This window comes from Bacillus sp. M13(2017) (genome assembly GCF_002218325.1).
Lineage (GTDB): Bacteria > Bacillota > Bacilli > Bacillales > Bacillaceae_G > Bacillus_A > Bacillus_A thuringiensis_K.
The window spans coordinates 25,780-47,974 of sequence record NZ_KZ268505.1; the positions used below are offsets into that span (position 1 = coordinate 25,780).

Genomic DNA, 22,195 nt, shown 5'->3' on the forward strand with positions numbered 1-22,195 from the left:
TATAACTAATAACCACATTACTAATTATAAGGAAGTGTAACTATGAGTACTGTAGCAATCGTATATGGTATTATTCTTTCCACAATTATTGTTTTGTTTTTCGTTGGGGTTTCACGTTATATTCATAAATGGAAAGAAGGCGTTGCGAAATTAAATCACATTGAAGAAGAACTTAGTGATTTAATGTTACATCATGGTAAGTAAACATTTATTTTTTAACTAAACAATGTGAAGAATATCACAAAACGTGCTTTCCTAATGAAGGCATGTTTTTTTGTTATGTGAAAGTTAGACATATTCATGAGATTTTCCATACAATACAGTGTGAAATAAAATAATGATTCTTTGTGTGTAGGAAGAGTCAATCTGTTTTGTATAATTTTGTAATTTCATTCGGTATAATTATGATATAGAAGGAAATTTGTTAGAGGAGGTATATTGTGAACATATTAAAGATTATAGGAATTGTTGCAGGAGTCATTATAGTAGCCGTTATAGCTTTCTTTGTTATTATGAAGTACTACTTGTCAAAAGAAGATCCGAATTACGTATTAAAGTACATAAAAGAACATAAAAGTGATAAAACATGTTCATTACTGATTAGAAAAAATGGGGAAATACTAACATCTATAAATGAAAATGTAAAATTGCCTTTAGCGAGTACAGCAAAAATCGTAATAGCAGTTGAATTTGCTAAACAAGTATCAGAAGGGAAAATAAGTAAAGATGAACAAATTTCATTGCAGGAGCTAGAAAAATATTATGTTAAAAACACTGATGGTGGAGCACATCCTGACTGGTTAGAAGATGCCAAAGTGAGAGAATTAGTGAAAAACGGAAAAATTTCTTTAGAAGAAGTCGCTAAAGGGATGATTTATTATAGTTCTAATGCAAATACAACATATTTATTAGATAAGCTTGGATTAGAAAGAGTAAATGAAAGTATAAAAGAGTTAGAGCTTACTAGTCATGACAAGTTCTCTTCGTATACTGCTTCACTATATATGAGAGGGTATGTAGAAAATGAGCTTCATGAGCCAGAAAATCAATCATTAGAAATGATACGTAACATGTCAAAGGATGAGTATAATAAACATGTGTTACAAATTCATGAATGGATGAAAGATGAAGAAGCATGGAAGAAACGGGATATCCCATTAAAGGTAGATATGGAATTTCAGCGAATTTGGTCAGATCGATTAGTGGGTGCAAACGCTAAAGATTATATGAGTATAATGGAAAAGATAAATAGTAGAAATTATTTTCCAAAATCAATGCAAGAAGAGATCGAGAACATTTTCAAAGGAACAGTTAAAAATAGTAAGTTCGAATATGCTGGTCAAAAAGGTGGTTCTACCGCATTCGTATTGACAAAAAGCTTGTATACTACAGATAAGAAAGGGAATAAAGTAGAAATTGTCATTATGTTTAACGATATAGAAGATCAAGTTTCATATCAAAAACTGAGAAATAATATAGATTATTTTATTCAAGATGCTATAACAGATGAAGAGTTTAGAAATAAATTATAATGAAATAATTTTATTATGTAAACAAAGGGGCACTTATGAAAAGTGCTCTTTTGTAATACAGGATTTTCCAATCTTATTATTGAATATAGATGGAAAATAAGAAAGGAGGTTAAAAAATGACAACAATATATTTCGTTCGCCATGCCCATTCTACATATACAAAAGAAGAACGGGAACGACCTTTATCTGAAAAAGGGCACTGTGATGCAGAAAATGTAACGCATTTATTAAAAGATAAACATATTGATGTTGTTATTTCTAGTCCTTACAAAAGAGCAATCCAAACTGTACAAGGAATTGCGAATACATATAAATTATCAATACAAACTGAAGAAGATTTGCGTGAAAGATTATTGAGCACAGAGCCAGTATCAAATTTTAATGATGCTATGCAGAATGTGTGGAAAGATTGGAGTTTTGCATACGAAGGCGGAGAATCGAATACTGTAGCACAAAAGCGCGCTGTAATATGTATACAAAATATATTAAGAAAATATGAAGGTAAGAATATTGTAATAGGCACGCATGGAAATATTATGGTATTACTAATGAATTATTTTAATTCGAAATATGATTTGGAGTTTTGGAAAACACTTCATATGCCTGATGTGTATAAATTAAATCTTGATAAAAATCGTTTCATTTCTGCTGAAAGAATAGAGAAAACAGGTCATCGGTTAAATATTTTGTAAAAGTTTATCAAAAAAAGAGGAAAGAGAGAAGTTATTGTAGAAGTATGACTTTGTAACATAAAAAATATATGTTAAAGGAGGCTGTTTACATGTTTGAGAAAGAGAAAGAAGGGCTTATTGAAGTTCACAACGTATATGAAATTGCACCAGCAGATGGAACAATTATTGGTATGGCAACAGAAGAAGAAATGGAAATTGCTGCTGAACTAGAGCTGCAGTACTATGCCCATTCTCGTTTGCTAGAAGCAAATATTCAGTTAGACGGTTCCTCCTATAAAGAGTTACTTCAGGAGTTCCAGGAGTACGAAAGAAAATCAATGAGCTTTTGGCGAGCAATACATAAGCGTTTAGCTGTGCCATGGGCATGGGTATTACGTATTGATGTTGCGAATGGCCCTATTTATGTAAGTAATGGGAATGCGTATTACGAAGAAATCGATGATGAAGAAGATTATGAATAGATAAGTAAGGAAGCAACTTTAGTTGCTTCCTTTTTTTATTTATAGAGATTGAACAGCCTCAATAATAATATCAGGCCGATCAATTTCGATTCCGTGACCAGCATGTTCGGCAAGTATATATTGGCTATGTATGGAGAGTTGTAATTGTTCATGGATCAGTTCTTGCCACATTGATTCAAGTTGTGTCGCTTCCTCTTTTGGCATGCCACCCTCAGTCAACTGAGTAATAGAATAATGAGGATCTCTACCGATAACGATTAATGGTATTTCTAATGTTTTATATAGCTCTTTTAGTGAGAGAGCACAGTTTTTCCACTCTGATAATTCAGAAGCTGTCGCTTTATATAATGGAGGCGAGGTAGAGAATTCAATTTGCTGTTTTGATTGATCGGTGAGAATAGGTTTTAGTTCATTATAAAGTGTGTCTACATCCATTTTGAAATATATATTATATTTTTGAAACCAAACATCATCAGAATCAATTTGATCAGAAATTGGTAAATGAAGTTCATCTAAACAGTGTAAGTTCATCGAAGTAGAATCAACTAAAATAAGTGCTTGCAGCTTATCTTCATGTAACATCGCAAAATGTTGTGCACATAAGCCTCCATAGGAATGACCGATTAGAATAAATGGCTCTTGAATAGCTAGTTTGTTTAGTAACATATGTAGCTCTTTTGTAACTTGCCTTATTGTACGTGGCTGATTTCCTAGCTCACTTTTCCCGTAACCTGGGCGATGGTATGAAACGACTGTAAAGTGCTGTGAAAGCTTTTTTATAATAGGAAGCCAATCATAAAATGAGCAAGTCATTCCGGTTTGAATGACTACAGTTTGTTTACCACCTCCTTTTATATGTACTTCTATATTTTGCCCCATTATTTCTACAAATTTATGAATGTTAATTCCTCCTAAGCTTGAAATAATTTTTGACAAGCAAAAACGATACACCAAACACCTATACCGAGTAGGACAGATGTACTAAGTGTAAATGAATTTTTCAAACCAATATAGACAATAAATAATAGTAGTGCTGATGCGGGGAATCCATATAATACCCCTAAAGCAAATTCACTCAATTCTTGTTTATTCCCGCCTTCAAATGAAATCCAAAATAGACTAAGTAAACTCACGAGAGGAAGGGCAGCAATAAAGCCACCTATCGTACTATAATGTTTGGCGACTTCAGTAATAACGCCGATAATAAGTGCCGAAACGATTACTTTAACGAGGAAATGCATATTTTGCCTCCTTCGCTAATAAGGAAAATGCTTTTTCAATTAATTGTTGTTCTTCTTTTGATAACTGTGATTCTAATATTTTTATCTTTTCTTTATCTAGTAAAGTATGTTTTTCTAATACTTCAATTCCTTCGATTGTTAATGTAAGGTTTACCACTCTTTCATCTTTTTTATTTCTCTCTTTAACGATGAAACCCTTTTGAATAAGGCGCTTTATATGTTCAGATGCTGTGTTATGAGAAAGACTAAGCTCAGTAGCGACTTTTCCAATTGTTATATCTTTCTCACGAGAAACGATTTGTAAAATACGAATTGCTTGGTGGGAAAGGTTGTCCTCGTATTCGTATCGTAAGTGATAATAAATGCTCTCCCAATGTTGATTAATGTTGTTCATAATAATAAATCCCCTTTTTATATCGTATAGTAAGATATATTCGTCATTTTAGAAATAAAATCCTTTTATTTGGATAAAAAATGTTGAAAAAGTTTATTTTTATTGAAATATAAGGTAATCTATGTGTAAAGGTATACATTTAGCAAGAGAGAGGATGATAGCTGTGAATACATTCAAATGGATGAGTCATGAACAGATGTATGTAGATGAAATACATGTTGAAAAATGTGGTCCTCTTTCAGTCGGCGTATATGGGGGAAATCAAGAAAGTGATGCATATGAACGAGGAGATGCGGTGCTTGCTTGGTGGGATCCTGAATTACAATTTGAATTTGTTATGATTTTTGATACACACCACAAAACAAAAAATATTGATTATATAATAGAAGCGATTTCAGAAAGAAAAGAGAAATTAAAAGAGTTATTTTCCTATCCAATACATTTAGCTTTTCATCATACACATATGTACTTATTAGCGTTATTTACAGATGAGTTATTTATTAAAAAGTGTGATCAAGATGATGAGGAACTCGCTTGCTTAATTTGTTTACGAAAAGGCGAATTTTTATATTGGTTATCAGTTGGTGATTGTTTTGCGTATTTATTCCATTCTGAGAAAACAAAAAATGGAAAAGGACGATTAAATAAACGGAAAAATTACGAATATATTGGCAGGAAAAATATTTTTGCAGCAAATACACCTTGCTTTACGTCAGGTGTAAGAGGATTAGAAAAAGGAATGAATCACATTGTAATGGCAACAGATGGCATTTTAGAGTGTGACAAACGAAAGTTTGATGATGATCAATCTTTAGTAGAAGTATTACATGACGGGAATAGCTTACAGATTGAGCCAGTATTAACAAATGTACTGCAGTGGAAAGGTAGAGATTGTGCCACGATTATTGGATGGTCTATTGATACTGATAATAAACAATGTGCTAATTAATATAAAAGGAGTTCAAGGCTTTTATCCTTGAACTCCTTTTTGTTAAGCAATATGGATATGATATGTTTTTAACCATTCATTTACTTGTAGCATATACTCCATGGCACTTCTTGCTTCAAAATTGTTAATCTCTTTATTACTTTGATCAGCAATTGAAAGTAAGATGGAATGGTTAATAAGTGAGAAAATAGGATTGTTTTTATTGTTACACATATCAAGTGTTAAATTACGGATTGTTTGTAAGTAGTGTGGATCTTGTGAAGTTGGATAAGCGCTTTTTCTTCTATTGCGTACATCGTCAGGTAAAGATGGTTGTAGTGCTCTACGTAAAATGCCTTTTTCGATATTATCAATACTTTTTATGTTGAAAGGAACATTCCATAAATATTCAACTAATCGATAATCGCAAAACGGTACACGAACTTCAAATCCTACAGCCATACTCATACGATCTTTACGGTCAAGTAAGAAAGGAAGGAATCTTGTTAAAAATAAATAAAACATTTGACGTTGTTTCGCGGATTTTTTACTTTCGCCTTCAAGAGTAGGTACTTCAAGTATAGCTTCTTGGAATCGTGTATCAATATAGTCTTCTAGATTACATTGGTTACTTACTTCATTTAGTAGAAGAGGAGATGTATTTTTCCAATTTGTTAGCCAAGGAAACTTATCTACATATAGTAGTTCTTCTTGATGAAACCAAGGATATCCACCGAATACTTCATCAGCCGATTCGCCGGATAAAGCTACGGTCGCATCTTTTTTCATTTCGCAAAATAGTAAATATAGTGAAGTTTCCATTTCACCAGCACTCGGTAAATCTTTTGCATGAAGGGGAACGAATAAGTGATTTGCTAATTCTTCAGCATTCACAATGATATCATGATGCGCTGTCCCGACATGTTCAGAAACGCGTTTTACCCAAGGAGCGTCTAAACCAGTGCGAGCAAATGTCAGTTCGAAATCTTTTGCGCTATTTACAAAGTCAACAGAATACGTATGAAGTGTTTTATTTTCAGCAGCAAATTCTTTACCCGCAAGTGCAGTAATACCGCTAGAGTCTAATCCGCCTGATAACATACAAACGAGAGGAACATCGGCAATTAATTGTCTTTTTACTGTATCTTGTAAAATAGATAAAATATGCGAAGATGTATCTTCTATAGAGTCTGTATGGAACTTACTTTCTAAATTCCAATACTTCGTAACTACTTTTTTATGACGTGTAAATGTTATAGAATGTCCAGCACGTACTTCTTGAATATGTTTAAAGACGCCACATCCTGGAGTGCGAAATAAGCCTAATCCAAATATTTCATTTATTCCACCCGCATCAAGTTCAGCAGGGACAGATGGATGAGCTAATAATGCTTTAATTTCAGAGCCAAAAATAATACTGCCATTTCTTTCTGTAAAAAAGAGTGGTTTTACACCTAAATGATCTCGTGCTAAAAACAATTGTTGCTTCTGATCATCCCATAAGGCAAAAGCGAAAATTCCGTTTAAATGTCGTACGCAGTCTTCTTTCCATTCTAAATAAGCATGTAGTAATACTTCTGTATCTGAATGGGTTTCAAATGCATGCCCACATTTTTGAAGCTGCTCTCTAAGTTCACAGAAATTATAAATTTCTCCATTATAAGTAAGAGCATACGTATAATCACCAGCACGAAATGTCTTCGGCTGTGTCCCGCCTTCTGGATCAATTACAATTAAACGCCGGTGTGCAAAGGCCGCATGAGGTGAAAACCAAAATCCTTCAGCATCCGGACCACGATGCTCAATACTATTTGCCATCTTTTTTAAAATAACATGTTGATTTGAAAGGTCTTCTTTCCAATCTACCCAACCTGTAATTCCACACATACACATCTCATCTCCTAATTTTTAAAATAGATTAATGAAATAAAATGTACACTAAATTAAAGAGTGACTATATAAATAGTGTACTACATGAATTAAATTACAGACTTGAGAAAGTTTTCTTTGAATGCATAGTTATGTGAGAAAATGGCTAAGGGAAAGTATTCCATTACATACAAAAAATAAAAAAGATGAGAGAAAAAATTTTCTCAGACGTTATATAGGGTGTAAAAGCTTTTACAAAACAATAAGGGGAATCGCTACATGAAATCAAATGAGAAAAATTTTATAAAAAGATTACAGCGGCAAAAAGAAGACGCGTTAGAATTCGTTGTCGATACATACTTACCACTCATAAAGGGGATCACGCATAAAGTTCTACTTCCCATTCAAAATGATGGACTCATAGAGGAATGTATAAACGATATATTTCTTTCCATTTGGAATAACGCAAATAAATTCCATGGAGAGCCGAGTGATTTTAAAAAGTGGATTGCAGCGATTGCGAAGTTTAAAGCAATTGATTATTACCGGAAATCGACTAAAACAGTAGAAATCATTTCAGATGAGTTTCATATCAATACAGAAAAATCAGCAGAAGACGAATTAATCGTTATGGAAGATAGGGAAGAATTATTGAAGCTCATTAATCAATTAGAACCGCTAGATCAAAAGGTGTTCATTATGAAATATTTACTTGGTATGAAGACAGAGGAAATAGGTGACAAGTTAGGATTAACTCGGGCAGCAATTGATAATCGAGTGTACCGGGGGAAAAAGAAACTACAACAAAATGCTACGAAAATTAGTTTTGGAGGTAGTGCAATATGAAAGACATTTATGAACTATTAAATGATATTGATATAGATGAAAAAGAACTAGAAGAAATTGAGGCTTCTGAAATTGAAAAGGAAAAAGTAAAACGAAATGTAAAACAATCGATACGTACGAAGAAAAAGATGAAAAGTTGGAAGAAGGGTGTCGCTGCTGCATCTATTTTAGTAGGATTATCGGTTGCAACTCTTGGTATCGGTTTTCCTACATATGCCGGGGGATTGCCAATTGTAGGTGACATATTCCGATTTTTAGATAATGGTAGAACGGGGTTATATGAAAATTATAAGGAATTTTCGACTGAGTTGAATATGACAAAAGAGAATAATGGGGTTAAGGTTACAATTAATGATGCTGTATTCGATGGTAGAACAATTACAATTACATATTCTATTGAGAGCGAAAAAGATTTAGGAGAGAAACCGTTCCCATTTGGAAGTCCGCAAGTTATGGGCTTTAATGGCGGAGGAGGTAGTTCGAACGTTACAAAAGTTGGAGAGGGAAAATATGTAGGTATGACTACGATGAGTGGTCATGGTAGTGAAAGGTTAGATGTTGCAAATGTTTGGTGGGATATAGAGGCAATTGAGTTGGATTATGAAGGTAATGTAATAAAGGGAAACTGGAATTTCGCGCTTAGTTTAAAAGCAATGGATAGTAAGGAAGTAAAAGTTAATGGGGTTTCTGAAAATGAATTAATAAAAGTAAATATAGACAAAATGGAAGTAACTCCGATGTCATTTATCGTTTTTTTCAATCAGGAAGAATCTAAGGTATTAAGAAGTATATGGGATAGTGCGGATGTTGAGTTAGAAATAAAAGATGATTTAGGAAATCATTATGCTGGTGAAGGAAATGGCGGAAGTAGTACAGTAGCAGAGCCACATAAAAGTAGTTGGAGTGCCACCTTCCAAAAACTAAACGAAAATGCAACAAAGCTTATCGTTACACCTCGCGTGCACTTGCGAGTACATACACCTGAAAATCATGGTGGAGTAGAGTATGTGAATGGGAAAGAGAAGAAAATAGAAGTGCCGAAAAAAGAAGCGAAGAGCAAAGATATTGTGTTAGATGATATTGTCATTGATTTAAAGAAATAAAAGAGAGACTGCCTAAAATCATTTAGGCAGTCTTTTTTCGTTAAGAACTAGTGACGAATAGTGCATGCGGATGCTGCGTTTTATACTCATCTTTCCACGGAATATTTAGTTGTTCCCACGATTCGCCGCTATCATTGGATTGAAAGACGCCATTGTTATTTAACGTGTAGAACGTATGTGGTTCGGCTTCGTTTGTCGCAAACATCGAAATGACTGTACCGATTGCAGATGGTAGTCCTTGTTGTACTTGCTGGAAAGGAGTATCTTTCGTTTTTCGATAAATATAAGACTCATAAGGGATACGATGATGAGCGAGATCAGCACTTGGCGCGGCAGAAACGAGAATCGTATCACAATCAGCTGGATCAATTGCCATGCTGTATAAATAATGATGTTCAAGTCCTGCACTACATGAGATCCAGCTGTTTCCATTGTTATAACTCTCAAGATAAGCACGATCAGGTCCGCCCATAAATCCGTCACCACATGATGCATAGAGGCGATTTGGTGCTTCAGGGTGCATAAGTAATTGATGAGCATCGATAGGAGCACCGAATTTTTTATCAATCCATGTATGCCCTTTATCGTTACTTTGAATAACAGCACCAGCTTCGATTGAAACGTGTATTGTATTAGGGTTGTTTGGGTCAACTGTAATCCAGCGTACGTGATGGGTAAAAGGTCTAGGCGGAAATGCCCACGTATAAGAAGATAATAATGATTTCATATTTTTAAGTTCAGTCCACGTTTCACCACCATTTTCAGAGCGAAATAAAGCGCTTGGTTCTGTGCCGACATAAACGACACCATATCCGTTAACTTGTTCATTTGAGCTTATTGTTATGGAAGTGATAGAGGAGTGCAAAATACCATCTTCTTTAGGGAAATCAAAGTAACGATAAGAATCTCCAATTGGTCGCCATGAATCCCCACTATCGTCACTTAACCATAGACCTCGTCCAAATGTTCCGCAATATACACGGTTTGGGTGGAACGGATCAACAGCGATACAGGTAGGTTGCATATTTTTTAAGTGATAAGTCGTTTCATAGTTATCATTGTGTTCTTTCACTACAACAAGTTCACGTTCCATACAGAGAAATAAACGTTTCATTTAAGTAACCTCCTTAAAAATTCTTTCATTAGTAAACAATATGAAAATAAAAAAGAAGTAGTCTTGTTTTATTTGAGAAAAAGGGATTGTTTAAAAAATAGCGAAGTGTGTATACAGAGGAAGCGGGCGTTTACAATCAGTCAATTCGGGATAAAGATGGGGAGTTTGTTTCATACTAACATACAGATATTGTACTTAAAGGAGTATAAGTATGGGACATTCGCATGATCATGGTCATTCAAAAAATAAAAAGGCGTTACTAATTGCCTTCCTACTAACAACAAGTTTTATGATTGCAGAAGTTGTTGGTGGATTTGTAACAAATAGCTTAGCACTACTATCTGACGCGGGGCATATGCTAAGTGATGCAGTATCTTTAGCTTTAAGTTTACTTGCGTTTAAAATCGGAGAAAAAACAGCAACAACTGCGAAAACATACGGGTATAAGCGAGTCGAAATGTTAGCAGCATTATGTAACGGTGTCGTTCTTATTGTCATTTCGGTATACATTTTTATTGAAGCAATCCGTCGTTTTAAAGAACCAGTTGAGATTGCTAGTAATGGGATGCTCATTATTGCAGTCCTTGGTCTGCTTATTAATATTTTATCAGCCGGGATATTAATGAGAGGCGGAGATGTGAAAGGTAATTTGAATTTAAGAAGTGCTTTCCTGCACGTACTAGGCGATCTATTGGGTTCCGTCGGAGCGATCATTGCTGCGTTACTTATTAAATTTTTCGGATGGACTGCTGCAGATGCGATTGCTAGTATTCTTGTGTCTATTTTAGTCATTATTAGTGGATGGCGTGTAACACGTGATACGGTTCATATATTAATGGAAGGTGCACCACAGCACATAAATGTTGAAGAGGTAAAAAGTATGTTATTAAGTATTCCGATTGTAAAAGAAGTTCATGATTTGCACATATGGTCTGTCACATCGGATTTTCAAGTATTAACTTGCCACTTGATTATTAAAGGTAATGAAACGCAAAGTGTATTAAAAGAGGCTACGGATGTATTAAAGGAGAAGTTTCATGTAGAACATGTCACCATTCAAGTAGAAATAGATGGTGAATTTCATCACGATGAGACAACTTGCAAAGTATGAAAGAAAAAGTGTCATAACATTTTTCGCACGGCATACATATATATAATGTGGCCACAAATACTTTGCAAGGTAAATATTTCATGAAATTACTTTACTTATAAAGAGTCATCTTTTATAATCAAAAGTGGTAATTGATAAAGATTATCATTTTCAATGATCGTAGAAAGGAGTTTTTTAAAAGATGAGTAGTCAACTCCGTTTTGCTGTTGAAAATCGTAAGAGGCATTTAATTGATGAGTTAATTGGAGCAGGTGTGTTTAAGATTCGCGACCGACAATTATACGAGCTGTCTTTAGAGGAATTGGAAAAAGAGTACGAAGATATGGAAGATTATGCAAATATTCAGGCATAGCTATATAGATTAGTAAAAGGAGAGCTGGTTACGATTTTGTGTAACCAGCTCTCTTTTTATTTCGTAGAAATTATTTTTTGTATTTCTTTCATGGGACGGAGCCAGTTTTGAGTCATTATTTGTTCCATTTGTTTTTCGTCCTGCTTCTGCAATGCTTGAATGATAGAGTGATGTTCTTCAATAGATTGACTTGCTGGAACAAAGTTTTGGAAAAACAAATATTCAAGACGTAAAACGTGAAGTTGCATATTTTCTAGAAAGGGTTCAATATATTGGTTTTTAGCAATAGAAGAAATTGTATTGTGGAATTGTATATCTAATTCTAAAGCTTGTTTTGCGTTTTTTTTCTCTATAGAGTGCTGGAAATGATTATTTATTTCAGAAAGTAGTTGAATATCAGCGTCTGTAATGTTTTGAAGAGCTTGCTTTCCTATAATAGAGTGAAGACCAGCCATCGTTTCATAAATGATAGATACGTCGTCTAACTTAATAGGAGCAATTTTCGTTTTTTGCCCTGGTACCATTTCCACTAATCCAGAAAGCTCTAATATTTGAAGTGCTTCTCTTACAGGTGTTCTGCTTACTCCTAGTGCCCCAGCTAATTCCCCATCATTAATTTTTTCATTGGGCTTCAGTACACCTTCAATAATCCAATCTTGTAGTTGATTTAAAACGAGTGATTTTGCTGAAATTCTTCCTGGTTTTTTATAATTTTGAGGGACAGGCATAGTGAATTCAATCCTTTCATTGTATATTTTCCTTTTTTATATGAACAAGCTTTAATTTTTGTTTCCCTTCATCCGGCTTTTGGCTTAAGATGAGCACCATTACAATGACACAAAAAGCGCCTAATAACTGAAAAGATTGAAATGGCACTTGCAATATAAGTACAGAAGAAATAATAGCTGCGAGTGGTTCTGTGCAACCAAATAATGTTGTTTCTTTCGGAGTCAGGTATCGTATGCTGTCTAAGTATAAATAAAAGGCAATAAGTGTCCCGAAAATGACGACAAATGTGATGAGCGGTAGGGTACTTAGTTTTACATATTTCATAGTTGATAATAAAATGAATTCGTTTGTAGAAATAAAGTGTACAATCGTTACACCAATACCCCCAATAATCATGCCCCATCCAACGATAACGGAGGAAGACCATTTTTCTAACAATTCCTTTGAATATAAACTATAAAAAGCGAGAGATAATCCAGATAAAATCCCCCAAATAATAGCTGGTGTAGAAACAGCCAAGTTATGAACAGACCCGTTTGTTAGTAAGAGAAAAGTACCTACTAATGAAAGGGTAATTGAAATGAAATCAATTTTTGATGGACGAACGTTCCATTTGAAAAGTAAGTATACAGTGATGAATATAGGAGCTAAATATTGTAATAATGTTGCCACGGCAGCATTTCCTTCTTTAATTGAAGCGAAATACGTATACTGTACAGCAAGCATACCGAATAGACCAAACAAAATCATTTTAATAGCATCAGATTTTTGTTTCCAAATGCCAAATATCTCTTTTTTTCTCGTTCCGAATGAGGAAATAATGAGTAAAATAATTCCAGATATAAGTAAACGGATCGTAACTAACCATTCGGTTGAAACATTGTCATATTGAAAAAGTTGTTGTGCAGCTGTTCCAGACAAGCCCCATAAACAAGCACCGATTACAACCATAATGATTCCTTTTAAACGATTCGAATCCATAATGTATAGAGTCCTCCTTTCAAGAAATATATCGTATACAATATGCAATATATCATGAAAAGAATTAAAAATAAACTGAAATTTCTTACTTAATGTAAAGATGTTATTCAAATTAAAGATGTTTGTTAGATCAGAGAACGATAAAATAGAAAGGCTTCCGTTTACAGAAGCCTTTCTATTTTGAATTATGAAGTGTAAGTAAAAGCTGGAATAGGATCAATAAATGTATTCCAGTTTTGTCTCATTTCTTTTTCTGTTAATAGACAATCATCTAATGATTGTTCAATTAACGAACGGTTCATATCAATTCCAATAAATACGAGTTCGGTTATTCGATCTCCATATTGTTTATCCCAGTTTTTCAATACTTCTGGTTCTTCTGCAATCATTTGATTTCTTTCAGTTTCAGGTAATGCGGCTATCCATTCACCGGCTCCTTGAATTGTAATAGAGGAGCCTGCTTGAGATAGAAGCCCTATTATATTATTACGAGATGCCAGCCAGAAGAATCCTTTCGCTCTTACAACATCTAAAGGCCATTTTTCTAGCCAATTCATAAGGCGCTTGGGATGGAAAGGATATTTGCGACGGTAAACAAAGGAATTGATACCGTATTCTTCCGTTTCCGGTGTATGATGGTCACTATTTAATTCTTGTATCCAGCCGGCCGATTGACTGGCTTCTTCATAATTAAATAGATTTGTGTTTAAAATTTCTTGTAATGGTACTTTGCTAAACGAAGATTCAAGAACTTTTGCATTAGGATTTAATTTTTTTAGTAAATGATGAAGCTCTATCACATCTTCTTTTTCTAGCAAATCTATCTTATTAAGAATAATTACGTTTGCAAACTCAATTTGATCTATTAATAAATCAATAACTTCCCGGGTATCATTCTCATCGATTGCTTGTTTTCGGTCTAATAAACTTTCTCCATCTGCAAAATCATCCCAAAATCTATTTGCATCTACAACTGTAACCATCGTATCGAGGCGACAATTTTTCGTTAAATCAATGTTAAGAACTTCGTCTGTATAAGTAAACGTTTGAGCAACTGGAATAGGCTCACTTATACCAGAAGATTCAATAATAATATAGTCAATATCATCATTTTCCACAAGACGATTCACTTCTATCATTAAATCTTCTCGTAGTGTACAACAAATACAGCCATTTTGAATTTCTACTAGTTTTTCCTCTGTACGTGAAAAACCACCCTTTTTTATAAGAGATGCATCAATGTTTACTTCGCTCATATCATTAACGATAACAGCTACTTTTAAGTTATTTTTATTAGTTAAAATGTGATGTAGTAAGGTAGTTTTTCCAGATCCTAAAAAACCACTTAATACAGTGATAGGTACTTTTTTCATGAAATGATCTCTCCTTTAAATCGTAATGATTACGTTTTATATTAAACGATGGGAAAAGAAAAATCAATAATAAATCATAATGATTACGATTTAAGAATAGAAATAGACTATAAAATTCGTGCTGTAGTATGAAGGATTTGGACAAGCACATGTTTACATATAAATAAAATGGAGGCGAGAAGCTTGGTCTTTAATAGAGTTTCAAAAGAATTAGTAGGCATAGCTCTTATCGCTATGTTTCTCTTTTTATTATTTTTTGTAGATTTTACAAGTCTAGTAAATTTGCACAAAAATATACCGCAGGAATGGCTGAATGTGAATACGGTATTTTTAAGTATCATTTTTGAAGCAATACCTTTTATTTTATTAGGGGTAATTGTTTCTTCATTTATTCAAGTGTTTGTGACGGAAGATATGATTCAAAAAGTAATGCCGAAATCTCCAATTGTTGCAATGATTCCAGCAGTATTTGTGGGAGTTCTTTTTCCAATGTGTGAATGTGTCATTATACCAATTGTAAGAAGGCTCATTCAAAAGGGGTTACCACTTCATGTAGGCATTGTTATTTTACTGAGTGCACCCATTATGAATCCAGTTGTTCTTTTATCTACTGTATATGCGTTTCAAAAAAATGATTACGTTGTATATGCACGCTTTGGGATAACAATTCTAGTTGCTCTATTCATAGGTCTAATTGTGTATTATTGCTATCGCGAAAGAAATGTTTTAAAAGACGTAGAGGTTTCAGTTCAAACAAGCAAAAAAAAGAGTTGGAAAGATGTTATGAATCACACTGTAGATGAGTTTTTTGATACTGGTAAGTATTTATTGATAGGTACTTTTTTAGCAAGTGTATTTCAAACGTTTTTTGATCGGAATGTACTGGATGTAGTAGCACATAACGAAGTAATTGCTCCCGTTATTATGATGGGGTTTGGTTATGTTTTATCAATTTGCTCTGCAGCCGATGCTTTTATAGCGGCATCTTTTGGACATGTCTTCTCAGTAAAGGCACTTCTCGCCTTTCTTGTGTTTGGGCCTATGCTTGATATGAAAAATACGTTAATGCTATTTGCATATTTTCAAAAGAAATTTGTATTCTTTTTGATGGGAATTGTCATTGTATCTGTGTATACCATCCTGCAAATCATAATGTTATAGGAGGTGAGAAAGAATGGAGAAAGAGGAGCAGAAGGCATATCATCGCTATATTCGTGGAATTATTTTAATTGGTTTAGCAATGCTCTTATTTAAACTACTTGTAACAGGGAATATTTATAATTTTATCGCTCCAAAAATGATTAAATTTACGTATATAGCTTTTGTAGTGATTTTACTTCTTGGTTCTTTACAAGTTTGGAGAGAAAAAGAGGGTGATTGTAATTGTTGTAAGCACCATACAGCATTAAAATCAGGGATAAAAAGTTTCTTTGTATATGTTTTATTTGTTGTTCCGATAGTTAGTGCTTTTCTCTTTGGAAGTGTAACAATTGATGGAAGTTTAGCAGGAAAAAGGGGTATGAATCAAAGTGTACAGGCGAGAAGTATGGAAGGTAACGAAAAAGAGGGGAAACAGGATGATTTTGATGGGCAAGAGGTATTCGATGATCCAGATGAAACATCAAATTTATCAACGACTTATGAAACGGAAGAGCAAGTAGTAAAAAGTATGTTAGGACAACGAAAAATACAAGTAGAGGATAAGGATTATGTTCAAACAATGAGTATAATTGGTCAAAATGTAAAAGGATTTAAAGGGAAAGAAATTACATTCTCAGGGTTTATGTATAATGATAAGGATGTGACGGGTAATAAAGCGGTAGTGGCTCGATATGGCATAACTTGTTGTATTGCGGATGCATCAGTCTGGGGGATGATTGTTACGGGGAAAAATGTTGAAAATATTCCAGAAGAAACATGGGTGAAAATAACAGGATTATTAGATGAAACGACATATAAAGGAACAGTCTTTTCACTTGTAAAAATAAACAAAATCGAGAAAATTAATAAGCCAACTGACCCATATGTATATGATGTTTTACCTCAATAGAAAAGAATAAATTCTTCATATTTTCATGAAATAGAATCATAATCATGGCGATAAAAAAATAAAGATAAGAGTAATTTGGTTTGTTAAAAATATGTGCAGAAGGAGTTATGCGATGAACTGGGTTACTCATAAACCATCATTTGAATTTGAAACATTTAGTCCTATTATTCGGTCACAATCTGCGTGGAGTGGACATTTAGATTTTGCATATGACTTAGTACGATTTGAAAAACCAGAAACTTTAGTCGAGCTAGGTACACATTTAGGAGCTTCCTTTTTTAGTTTTTGTCAGGGAGTAAAAGATGGAGGGTTATCGACTAAATGCTTTGCAGTAGATACTTGGGCTGGAGATGGGCACACAGGTCCATATGGAGAAGGGGTTTTTCAAATAGTAGAAAAAGTAGTGAGCGATAACTACCTTAATATAGGAAATTTAATTCGATCTACTTTTGATGATGCTGTAGAACGGTTTCAAGATGAAACGATAAATCTTTTGCATATTGATGGATATCATACGTATGAAGCTGTTTCTCACGATTATAACACCTGGCTGCCTAAAGTCGCGAAAAATGGTATTGTATTATTTCATGATATTGAAGTTAGAAGTGGTGATTTCGGCGTATATAAGTTTTGGGATGAGGTAAAAGCGAAGTACCCTCATTTTCAATTTGCGCATTCATATGGACTGGGAGTGTTATTTCCGAAGGGTTGTAGTGATAAGTTTGAGGAAATACTTAAAAATAAAGAAGAAATACAAAATATGTATAAATAAAGGTAGGGCATGCATCATTTTTATGATGTGTGTCCTATTTTTGCGTGGGAAATAATGGTGTGAATTAAAAAGTGAAGATAGTTGTAAAAAGTTTTGTTGCAGCAAATATTAAAAAAGTTAGTATGGGATTTTTCTTTGTAAATAAAGTGAAGCTTTAATACGTTCATGTCAGTCCGGGATGTTACAGTAGTTAATTTCTTACCTAAGTGCTTTGCGCTTACTGAATTTTAAGGCGGAGGTCTTATTGGCCGAAAATATCGGGATAAATAAAAATACAACATTTTTTATATTTTTCATTGCGAAAAACGTAATCTACTTTTACAATAGAAAGGGTTGTGAATATATTATACTGGAAAAATAAATCGAAATAATATGAAAATTTTGTTTTGTCTTCGCTAATTGTATATTACATACATGTAAGACGACATACGTCATGTTATCGACTTGTAAGGAGAGAAAAAAATGAAAAGTGTAAGATTACCATCGATGCTAGAAATCATAGTTCTTTTATTACTATTTCTTGCTGTTGTCTTTTCCTTCCAAACGATTTTTGATCTCCCAATTCAATTAGCGCTATTTATTTCATGGTTTTTAGTAATTGCGCTTGGATTAAGATTAGGATTTCGTTATCAAGAATTGCAAGATGCAATTACGAAAGGGATTTCTAACGGATTAGAAGCAATACTGATTTTAGTTGCAGTAGGTGCTTTAATTGGAACGTGGATTGCTGGTGGGGTAGTACCAACATTAATTTATTATGGATTAGAATTTATTCACCCTAGCATATTCCTATTAGCAACATTAATTATTTGTTCTATAACTTCTATCGCGACAGGAACGTCTTGGGGAACAGTAGGAACAGCAGGTATTGCTATGATGGCGATTGGTGAAGGACTTGGTTTACCACTTCCGCTTGTTGCTGGTGCAGTTCTTTCAGGAGCTTATTTCGGCGACAAATTATCACCACTTTCTGATAGCACAGTTCTTGCAGCTTCTATGGCGAAAGTAGATGTTATTGCTCACGTTCGAGCTATGCTCGTATTAGATGTTCCGGCTTATATTATTACTAGTATTATGTTTACTGTAGCTGGTTGGATGTATGGCGGAGATAATGTTGATTTGAATCGAGTAGAATTTTTAAAAGAAGCTTTATTAAAGCAATTTGATATTAAAATATGGATGCTTGTTCCGGCGATCATTGTTATCGTTCTATTAGCGATGAAGAAACCGTCTATGCCAACAATTGCAATGGGAGCTTTAATTGGTGCAATTTGGGCAACTCTTTTCCAAGGGATGAACTTTGGAGAAGCGATTGGAACAGCTTATAACGGATTCTCAATTCAATCTGGTGTTGAGTTTGTTGACAAGTTATTAAACCGTGGTGGAATTAACGGTATGCTTGGCTCAGTAGCTGTTATTATTTTCGGTTTAGGATTTGGTGGATTACTTGAAAAACTAGGTGTTTTAAAAGTAATCGTATCAAAATTTGAGAAGAAATTAAATTCTGCAGGTAATGTAACGTTGTCTACATTAATCGTGGCATTCTTAGCTAATATATTTGGTTGTGCGATGTATGTATCACTAATTTTAACACCAAAAATTATGGAAGATAGCTATGATAAATTAAAAATAGACCGTCGTGTATTAGCACGTAACTCAGAAGTAGGTGGAACGTTAACTTCAGGTATGGTTCCATGGTCTGATAATGGTATTTTTATGGCTGGTATTTTAGGTGTAGCAACGTTCTCATACGTTCCGTTTATGTGGTTAAGCTTCGTATCGTTAATTTTAGCAGTTATTTATGGATATACAGGCAAATTCATCTGGTATGTAGATGATGCAGATAAAGGAAAGCAAGCATCATAAAATAAAAATCACCTTCTACAATATGTAGAAGGTGATTTTTTTATTTTGTAATAGCATCTGCTGAAGTTATTTCATTCTCATATTTAGCAATTTTTTGTTGTATCTTTTTTAAGTTTTTTTCAGTGTCTTGGATAAGCTGTAAGACATTGGTCTCCTGTTGTTTCATTAATTCCAACCGTTGAAAGATGGTAGATTCTCCTTCTATAGACCAGTCGATAAATTGTTTTATTTTTTGAATAGGCATACCAGTGTTTTTTAAACACAAAATCATTTCTAAATATTTGAGTGCTTCTTCATCAAAAACTCGATCTCCTTTTTCATTTCTTTGCAGAAAAGGGAACAGTCCTTGTTTATCGTAATAACGTATTTGAGAAATAGTTAAGTGTTGCATTTTGGCGACTTGCCCAATTGTATAATACATATCATTCATCCTTTTGTTACCAAGGTATAATGCCATTTTTATTTAGTATTTTACCATTATAGTTTGTTTCACTTAATGCATATTTAATAATAATTTTAGCACTTTCAGTGGTTGTATGGCCACCGGGGGAATTTCCATTAAGATCTGTAGTTGTAAAACCAGGAGTTACCCCAAATACTTCTGGACCGTTAGTAGCAAATTCTTTACTAAAAGCTAATGTTAAAGCATTAATAGCTGTTTTGGAAGAATTATATCCTAGTGTATTGATTGGATGTGTTTCACCATTAGCAAACATTGTTAGTGAGGCCATGTCAGTAGTTATATTTATTATTTTACTGTTTTTTGAATTCTTTAATAATGGTAAAAAGGCTTGTATCATTTGGAAAGTTCCAAAAAAATTAACTTCAAATCCTTGGCGTAAAGTTTTAATATTTAATTCACTAGGTAGTGTATTGAAGTCTATCGCTATGCCTGCGTTATTAATTAATAAATGTAAGTGGTCAGTCGTTTCGTAAATTTTCTTTGTTGCTTCTTGAATGGATTGTGAATTTGAAATATCTACTTGAATATAGGAAACGTTTGAAACATTTAAAGATTCTACGGCTTGTTGTCCAAGTTGTTCATTACGAGCACCTAAAAATACGTGATAATCTTTTTCTGTTAATTGACGAACAAGTTCATATCCAATTCCTTTATTCGCACCTGTTATAAAAGCATATTTTTTCATATTGAATTCCTCCAGTAGTGTTATAGTAGGTTACAATGGAAAGGATACAGCCTAAACTTAAGTTTAGGTCAAGAGGAATTTTTTAAAATACATATAGAATATCTATATATAAGAGTGAGAATTCTTATCATTTAAGAGAAAGTCTGTTATTATAAGAGATGTAGATATTATATTTTCAAGGGGATGAAAACATGGAGTACAGAATTGAAAGAGATACATTAGGAGAAATAAAAGTTCCAGCTGATAAATTATGGGCAGCACAAACACAACGTAGTAAAGAAAACTTTCCAATTGGAACAGAGCAAATGCCGCTTGAAATTGTAAAAGCATTTGCAATTTTAAAGAAGAGTGCAGCGCTTAGCAATCAAAAATTAGGAAAGCTATCACAAGAAAAAGCAGAAGCAATTGTAGAAGCTGCTGATGAAGTGATTGCAGGGAAATGGAATGAACATTTTCCGCTTGTCGTATGGCAAACAGGTAGTGGTACACAGTCAAACATGAATGTGAATGAAGTAATTGCAAATCGTGGGAATCAAATTTTGAAAGAGAAGGGATCTGACGTACATATTCATCCAAATGATGATGTGAACATGTCACAAAGTTCAAATGATACATTTCCAACGGCACTTCATGTAGCTTGTGTAATCGCAGTAGAAAATCACGTATTACCAGCAATTACGAAATTAAAAGAAACTTTAGCAGAAAAAGTAACTGCATTTGAACATATTATAAAAATTGGTCGTACACATTTACAAGATGCAACACCGTTAACTTTAGGACAAGAAATTAGCGGATGGCACCGTATGCTTGAAAAAACAGAGCGTATGATTGCAGAGAGCAATACATATATGAAAGAGTTAGCAATTGGTGGAACTGCGGTTGGAACAGGTATTAATGCTCATCCTAAATTTGGTGAGATGGTATCAGAGGAAATTAGTCAATTTACAGGTAAACAATTTGTTTCTGCACCAAATAAGTTCCATGCATTAACGAGCCATGATGAAGTTGTATATACTCACGGTGCATTAAAAGCATTAGCTGCGGATCTAATGAAGATCGCTAACGATGTACGTTGGCTTGCAAGTGGTCCACGTAGTGGTCTTGGAGAAATTATTATTCCAGCAAATGAACCGGGAAGCTCTATTATGCCAGGTAAAGTAAATCCAACGCAAAGTGAAGCATTAACGATGGTTGTAGCACAAGTGATGGGGAATGATGCAACGATCGGATTTGCTGCGAGCCAAGGTAACTTTGAGTTAAACGTATTTAAACCTGTTATTGCTTATAACTTCTTACAATCAGCCCACTTATTAGCGGATGCAATTGTTTCGTTTAATGACAATTGTGCAGTTGGTATTGAAGCAGATAAAGAAGTAATTAATGAAAATGTGAATCGTTCACTAATGCTTGTAACAGCGCTAAACCCACATATCGGATATGAAAATGCAGCGAAAATTGCGAAGCATGCTCATAAAGAGGGATTAACTTTAAAAGAAGCTGCATTACAATCTGGACTACTAACAGAAGAGAAATTTGATGAAATTGTAGATCCGAAGAAAATGATTGCTCCAAAAGAGTAATAGAAAAAGCCAAGGTTCTTAGTATAGAATCTTGGCTTTTTTGATGTTCATTT

General features: G+C 33.9%; 24 protein-coding genes. 14 read left to right on the forward strand and 10 right to left on the reverse strand.

The window, feature by feature from the left end:
- The first annotated feature begins 42 nt into the window (after positions 1 to 42).
- The 4 genes from CGQ22_RS15200 to CGQ22_RS15215 all read left to right on the forward strand — a co-directional run bounded on the left by CGQ22_RS15200 (position 43) and on the right by CGQ22_RS15215 (position 2,685).
- On the forward strand, positions 43 to 204 hold the full coding sequence (locus CGQ22_RS15200; protein WP_000108701.1) for a hypothetical protein: 162 nt from the start codon (positions 43 to 45) through the stop codon (positions 202 to 204).
- Positions 205 to 440: 236 nt separating this feature from the next.
- Positions 441 to 1,532, forward strand: coding sequence for a serine hydrolase (locus CGQ22_RS15205; RefSeq protein ID WP_089148922.1), 1,092 nt, complete (start codon positions 441 to 443; stop codon positions 1,530 to 1,532).
- 116 nt (positions 1,533 to 1,648) lie between these two features.
- On the forward strand, positions 1,649 to 2,224 hold the full coding sequence (locus CGQ22_RS15210) for a histidine phosphatase family protein (protein WP_089148923.1): 576 nt from the start codon (positions 1,649 to 1,651) through the stop codon (positions 2,222 to 2,224).
- Positions 2,225 to 2,313: 89 nt separating this feature from the next.
- On the forward strand, positions 2,314 to 2,685 hold the full coding sequence (locus CGQ22_RS15215; RefSeq protein WP_000461766.1) for a hypothetical protein: 372 nt from the start codon (positions 2,314 to 2,316) through the stop codon (positions 2,683 to 2,685).
- Between the two features lie 39 nt (positions 2,686 to 2,724).
- Here the strand turns inward: CGQ22_RS15215 and CGQ22_RS15220 are convergent, their stop codons facing one another.
- From CGQ22_RS15220 to CGQ22_RS15230, 3 genes are read right to left on the reverse strand one after another with little or no spacing between them, the layout of a single operon-like run.
- Entirely contained in the window at positions 2,725 to 3,636 is a 912-nt protein-coding gene (locus tag CGQ22_RS15220; RefSeq protein WP_139032732.1) for an alpha/beta fold hydrolase, read from the reverse strand.
- Entirely contained in the window at positions 3,597 to 3,926 is a 330-nt protein-coding gene (locus tag CGQ22_RS15225; RefSeq protein ID WP_000545629.1) for a DUF3147 family protein, read from the reverse strand. The genes CGQ22_RS15220 and CGQ22_RS15225 overlap by 40 nt, the downstream gene beginning before the upstream one ends.
- The gene (locus CGQ22_RS15230) at positions 3,910 to 4,320 is read right to left on the reverse strand and encodes a MarR family winged helix-turn-helix transcriptional regulator (protein ID WP_001059785.1); all 411 of its coding nucleotides are present in this window, start codon (positions 4,318 to 4,320) and stop codon (positions 3,910 to 3,912) included. Before CGQ22_RS15230 ends, CGQ22_RS15225 begins: the two co-directional genes overlap by 17 nt.
- 121 nt (positions 4,321 to 4,441) lie before the next feature.
- Here CGQ22_RS15230 and CGQ22_RS15235 point away from each other — a divergent pair, with 121 nt between their 5' ends.
- Entirely contained in the window at positions 4,442 to 5,269 is an 828-nt protein-coding gene (locus tag CGQ22_RS15235) for a PP2C family serine/threonine-protein phosphatase (RefSeq protein ID WP_002163920.1), read from the forward strand.
- Between the two features lie 42 nt (positions 5,270 to 5,311).
- Here the strand turns inward: CGQ22_RS15235 and asnB are convergent, their stop codons facing one another.
- Positions 5,312 to 7,135 (reverse strand): asparagine synthase (glutamine-hydrolyzing), encoded by a 1,824-nt coding sequence (gene asnB / locus CGQ22_RS15240; RefSeq protein ID WP_089148925.1) that lies wholly within the window; start codon positions 7,133 to 7,135, stop codon positions 5,312 to 5,314.
- Positions 7,136 to 7,396: 261 nt separating this feature from the next.
- Here asnB and CGQ22_RS15245 point away from each other — a divergent pair, with 261 nt between their 5' ends.
- Together CGQ22_RS15245 and CGQ22_RS15250 are read left to right on the forward strand one after the other, a co-directional pair.
- The gene (locus tag CGQ22_RS15245) at positions 7,397 to 7,963 is read left to right on the forward strand and encodes a sigma-70 family RNA polymerase sigma factor (protein WP_089148926.1); all 567 of its coding nucleotides are present in this window, start codon (positions 7,397 to 7,399) and stop codon (positions 7,961 to 7,963) included.
- A complete protein-coding gene (locus CGQ22_RS15250; protein ID WP_089148927.1) occupies positions 7,960 to 9,066 on the forward strand; it encodes a DUF4179 domain-containing protein in 1,107 nt (368 codons plus the stop codon). Before CGQ22_RS15245 ends, CGQ22_RS15250 begins: the two co-directional genes overlap by 4 nt.
- 40 nt (positions 9,067 to 9,106) lie before the next feature.
- Here CGQ22_RS15250 and CGQ22_RS15255 read toward each other — a convergent pair whose 3' ends face one another.
- Positions 9,107 to 10,180, reverse strand: coding sequence for a WD40/YVTN/BNR-like repeat-containing protein (locus tag CGQ22_RS15255; protein ID WP_089148928.1), 1,074 nt, complete (start codon positions 10,178 to 10,180; stop codon positions 9,107 to 9,109).
- Between the two features lie 211 nt (positions 10,181 to 10,391).
- Between CGQ22_RS15255 and CGQ22_RS15260 the strand changes: the two genes are divergently transcribed.
- Both CGQ22_RS15260 and fbpA read left to right on the forward strand, forming a co-directional pair.
- The gene (locus CGQ22_RS15260) at positions 10,392 to 11,291 is read left to right on the forward strand and encodes a cation diffusion facilitator family transporter (RefSeq protein ID WP_089148929.1); all 900 of its coding nucleotides are present in this window, start codon (positions 10,392 to 10,394) and stop codon (positions 11,289 to 11,291) included.
- A gap of 181 nt (positions 11,292 to 11,472) precedes the next feature.
- Positions 11,473 to 11,643, forward strand: a complete 171-nt coding sequence (fbpA, locus tag CGQ22_RS15265; protein ID WP_000098302.1) for a Fur-regulated basic protein FbpA — start codon at positions 11,473 to 11,475, stop codon at positions 11,641 to 11,643.
- A 56-nt stretch (positions 11,644 to 11,699) separates the two neighbouring features.
- On the opposite strand, the gene CGQ22_RS15270 is transcribed toward fbpA, so the two are convergent.
- The 3 genes from CGQ22_RS15270 to CGQ22_RS15280 form a co-directional block, all read right to left on the reverse strand.
- Entirely contained in the window at positions 11,700 to 12,371 is a 672-nt protein-coding gene (locus CGQ22_RS15270; RefSeq protein WP_046945474.1) for a GntR family transcriptional regulator, read from the reverse strand.
- 16 nt (positions 12,372 to 12,387) lie between these two features.
- A complete protein-coding gene (locus tag CGQ22_RS15275; RefSeq protein ID WP_046945473.1) occupies positions 12,388 to 13,353 on the reverse strand; it encodes a DMT family transporter in 966 nt (321 codons plus the stop codon).
- Between the two features lie 185 nt (positions 13,354 to 13,538).
- Entirely contained in the window at positions 13,539 to 14,726 is a 1,188-nt protein-coding gene (locus CGQ22_RS15280) for a GTP-binding protein (RefSeq protein ID WP_046945472.1), read from the reverse strand.
- Positions 14,727 to 14,894: 168 nt separating this feature from the next.
- Between CGQ22_RS15280 and CGQ22_RS15285 the strand changes: the two genes are divergently transcribed.
- From CGQ22_RS15285 to nhaC, 4 genes are all read left to right on the forward strand, one after another.
- Positions 14,895 to 15,887, forward strand: a complete 993-nt coding sequence (locus tag CGQ22_RS15285) for a permease (RefSeq protein WP_175423354.1) — start codon at positions 14,895 to 14,897, stop codon at positions 15,885 to 15,887.
- A 13-nt stretch (positions 15,888 to 15,900) separates the two neighbouring features.
- Complete coding sequence (locus tag CGQ22_RS15290) at positions 15,901 to 16,776, forward strand: TIGR03943 family putative permease subunit (RefSeq protein ID WP_089148931.1); 876 nt, start codon at positions 15,901 to 15,903, stop codon at positions 16,774 to 16,776.
- 112 nt (positions 16,777 to 16,888) lie between these two features.
- The gene (locus tag CGQ22_RS15295) at positions 16,889 to 17,548 is read left to right on the forward strand and encodes a class I SAM-dependent methyltransferase (RefSeq protein ID WP_089148932.1); all 660 of its coding nucleotides are present in this window, start codon (positions 16,889 to 16,891) and stop codon (positions 17,546 to 17,548) included.
- Positions 17,549 to 18,010: 462 nt separating this feature from the next.
- Positions 18,011 to 19,414: a Na+/H+ antiporter NhaC gene (gene nhaC, locus CGQ22_RS15300; RefSeq protein ID WP_000843987.1), complete on the forward strand. Its 1,404-nt coding sequence runs from the start codon at positions 18,011 to 18,013 to the stop codon at positions 19,412 to 19,414.
- A gap of 40 nt (positions 19,415 to 19,454) precedes the next feature.
- Here the strand turns inward: nhaC and CGQ22_RS15305 are convergent, their stop codons facing one another.
- Together CGQ22_RS15305 and CGQ22_RS15310 are read right to left on the reverse strand one after the other, a co-directional pair.
- The gene (locus tag CGQ22_RS15305) at positions 19,455 to 19,835 is read right to left on the reverse strand and encodes a MerR family transcriptional regulator (RefSeq protein ID WP_089148933.1); all 381 of its coding nucleotides are present in this window, start codon (positions 19,833 to 19,835) and stop codon (positions 19,455 to 19,457) included.
- Between the two features lie 16 nt (positions 19,836 to 19,851).
- Entirely contained in the window at positions 19,852 to 20,562 is a 711-nt protein-coding gene (locus tag CGQ22_RS15310; protein ID WP_089148934.1) for an SDR family NAD(P)-dependent oxidoreductase, read from the reverse strand.
- A gap of 191 nt (positions 20,563 to 20,753) precedes the next feature.
- Between CGQ22_RS15310 and fumC the strand changes: the two genes are divergently transcribed.
- A complete protein-coding gene (fumC, locus tag CGQ22_RS15315; protein ID WP_000456625.1) occupies positions 20,754 to 22,142 on the forward strand; it encodes a class II fumarate hydratase in 1,389 nt (462 codons plus the stop codon).
- The last annotated feature ends 53 nt before the right edge of the window (positions 22,143 to 22,195 follow it).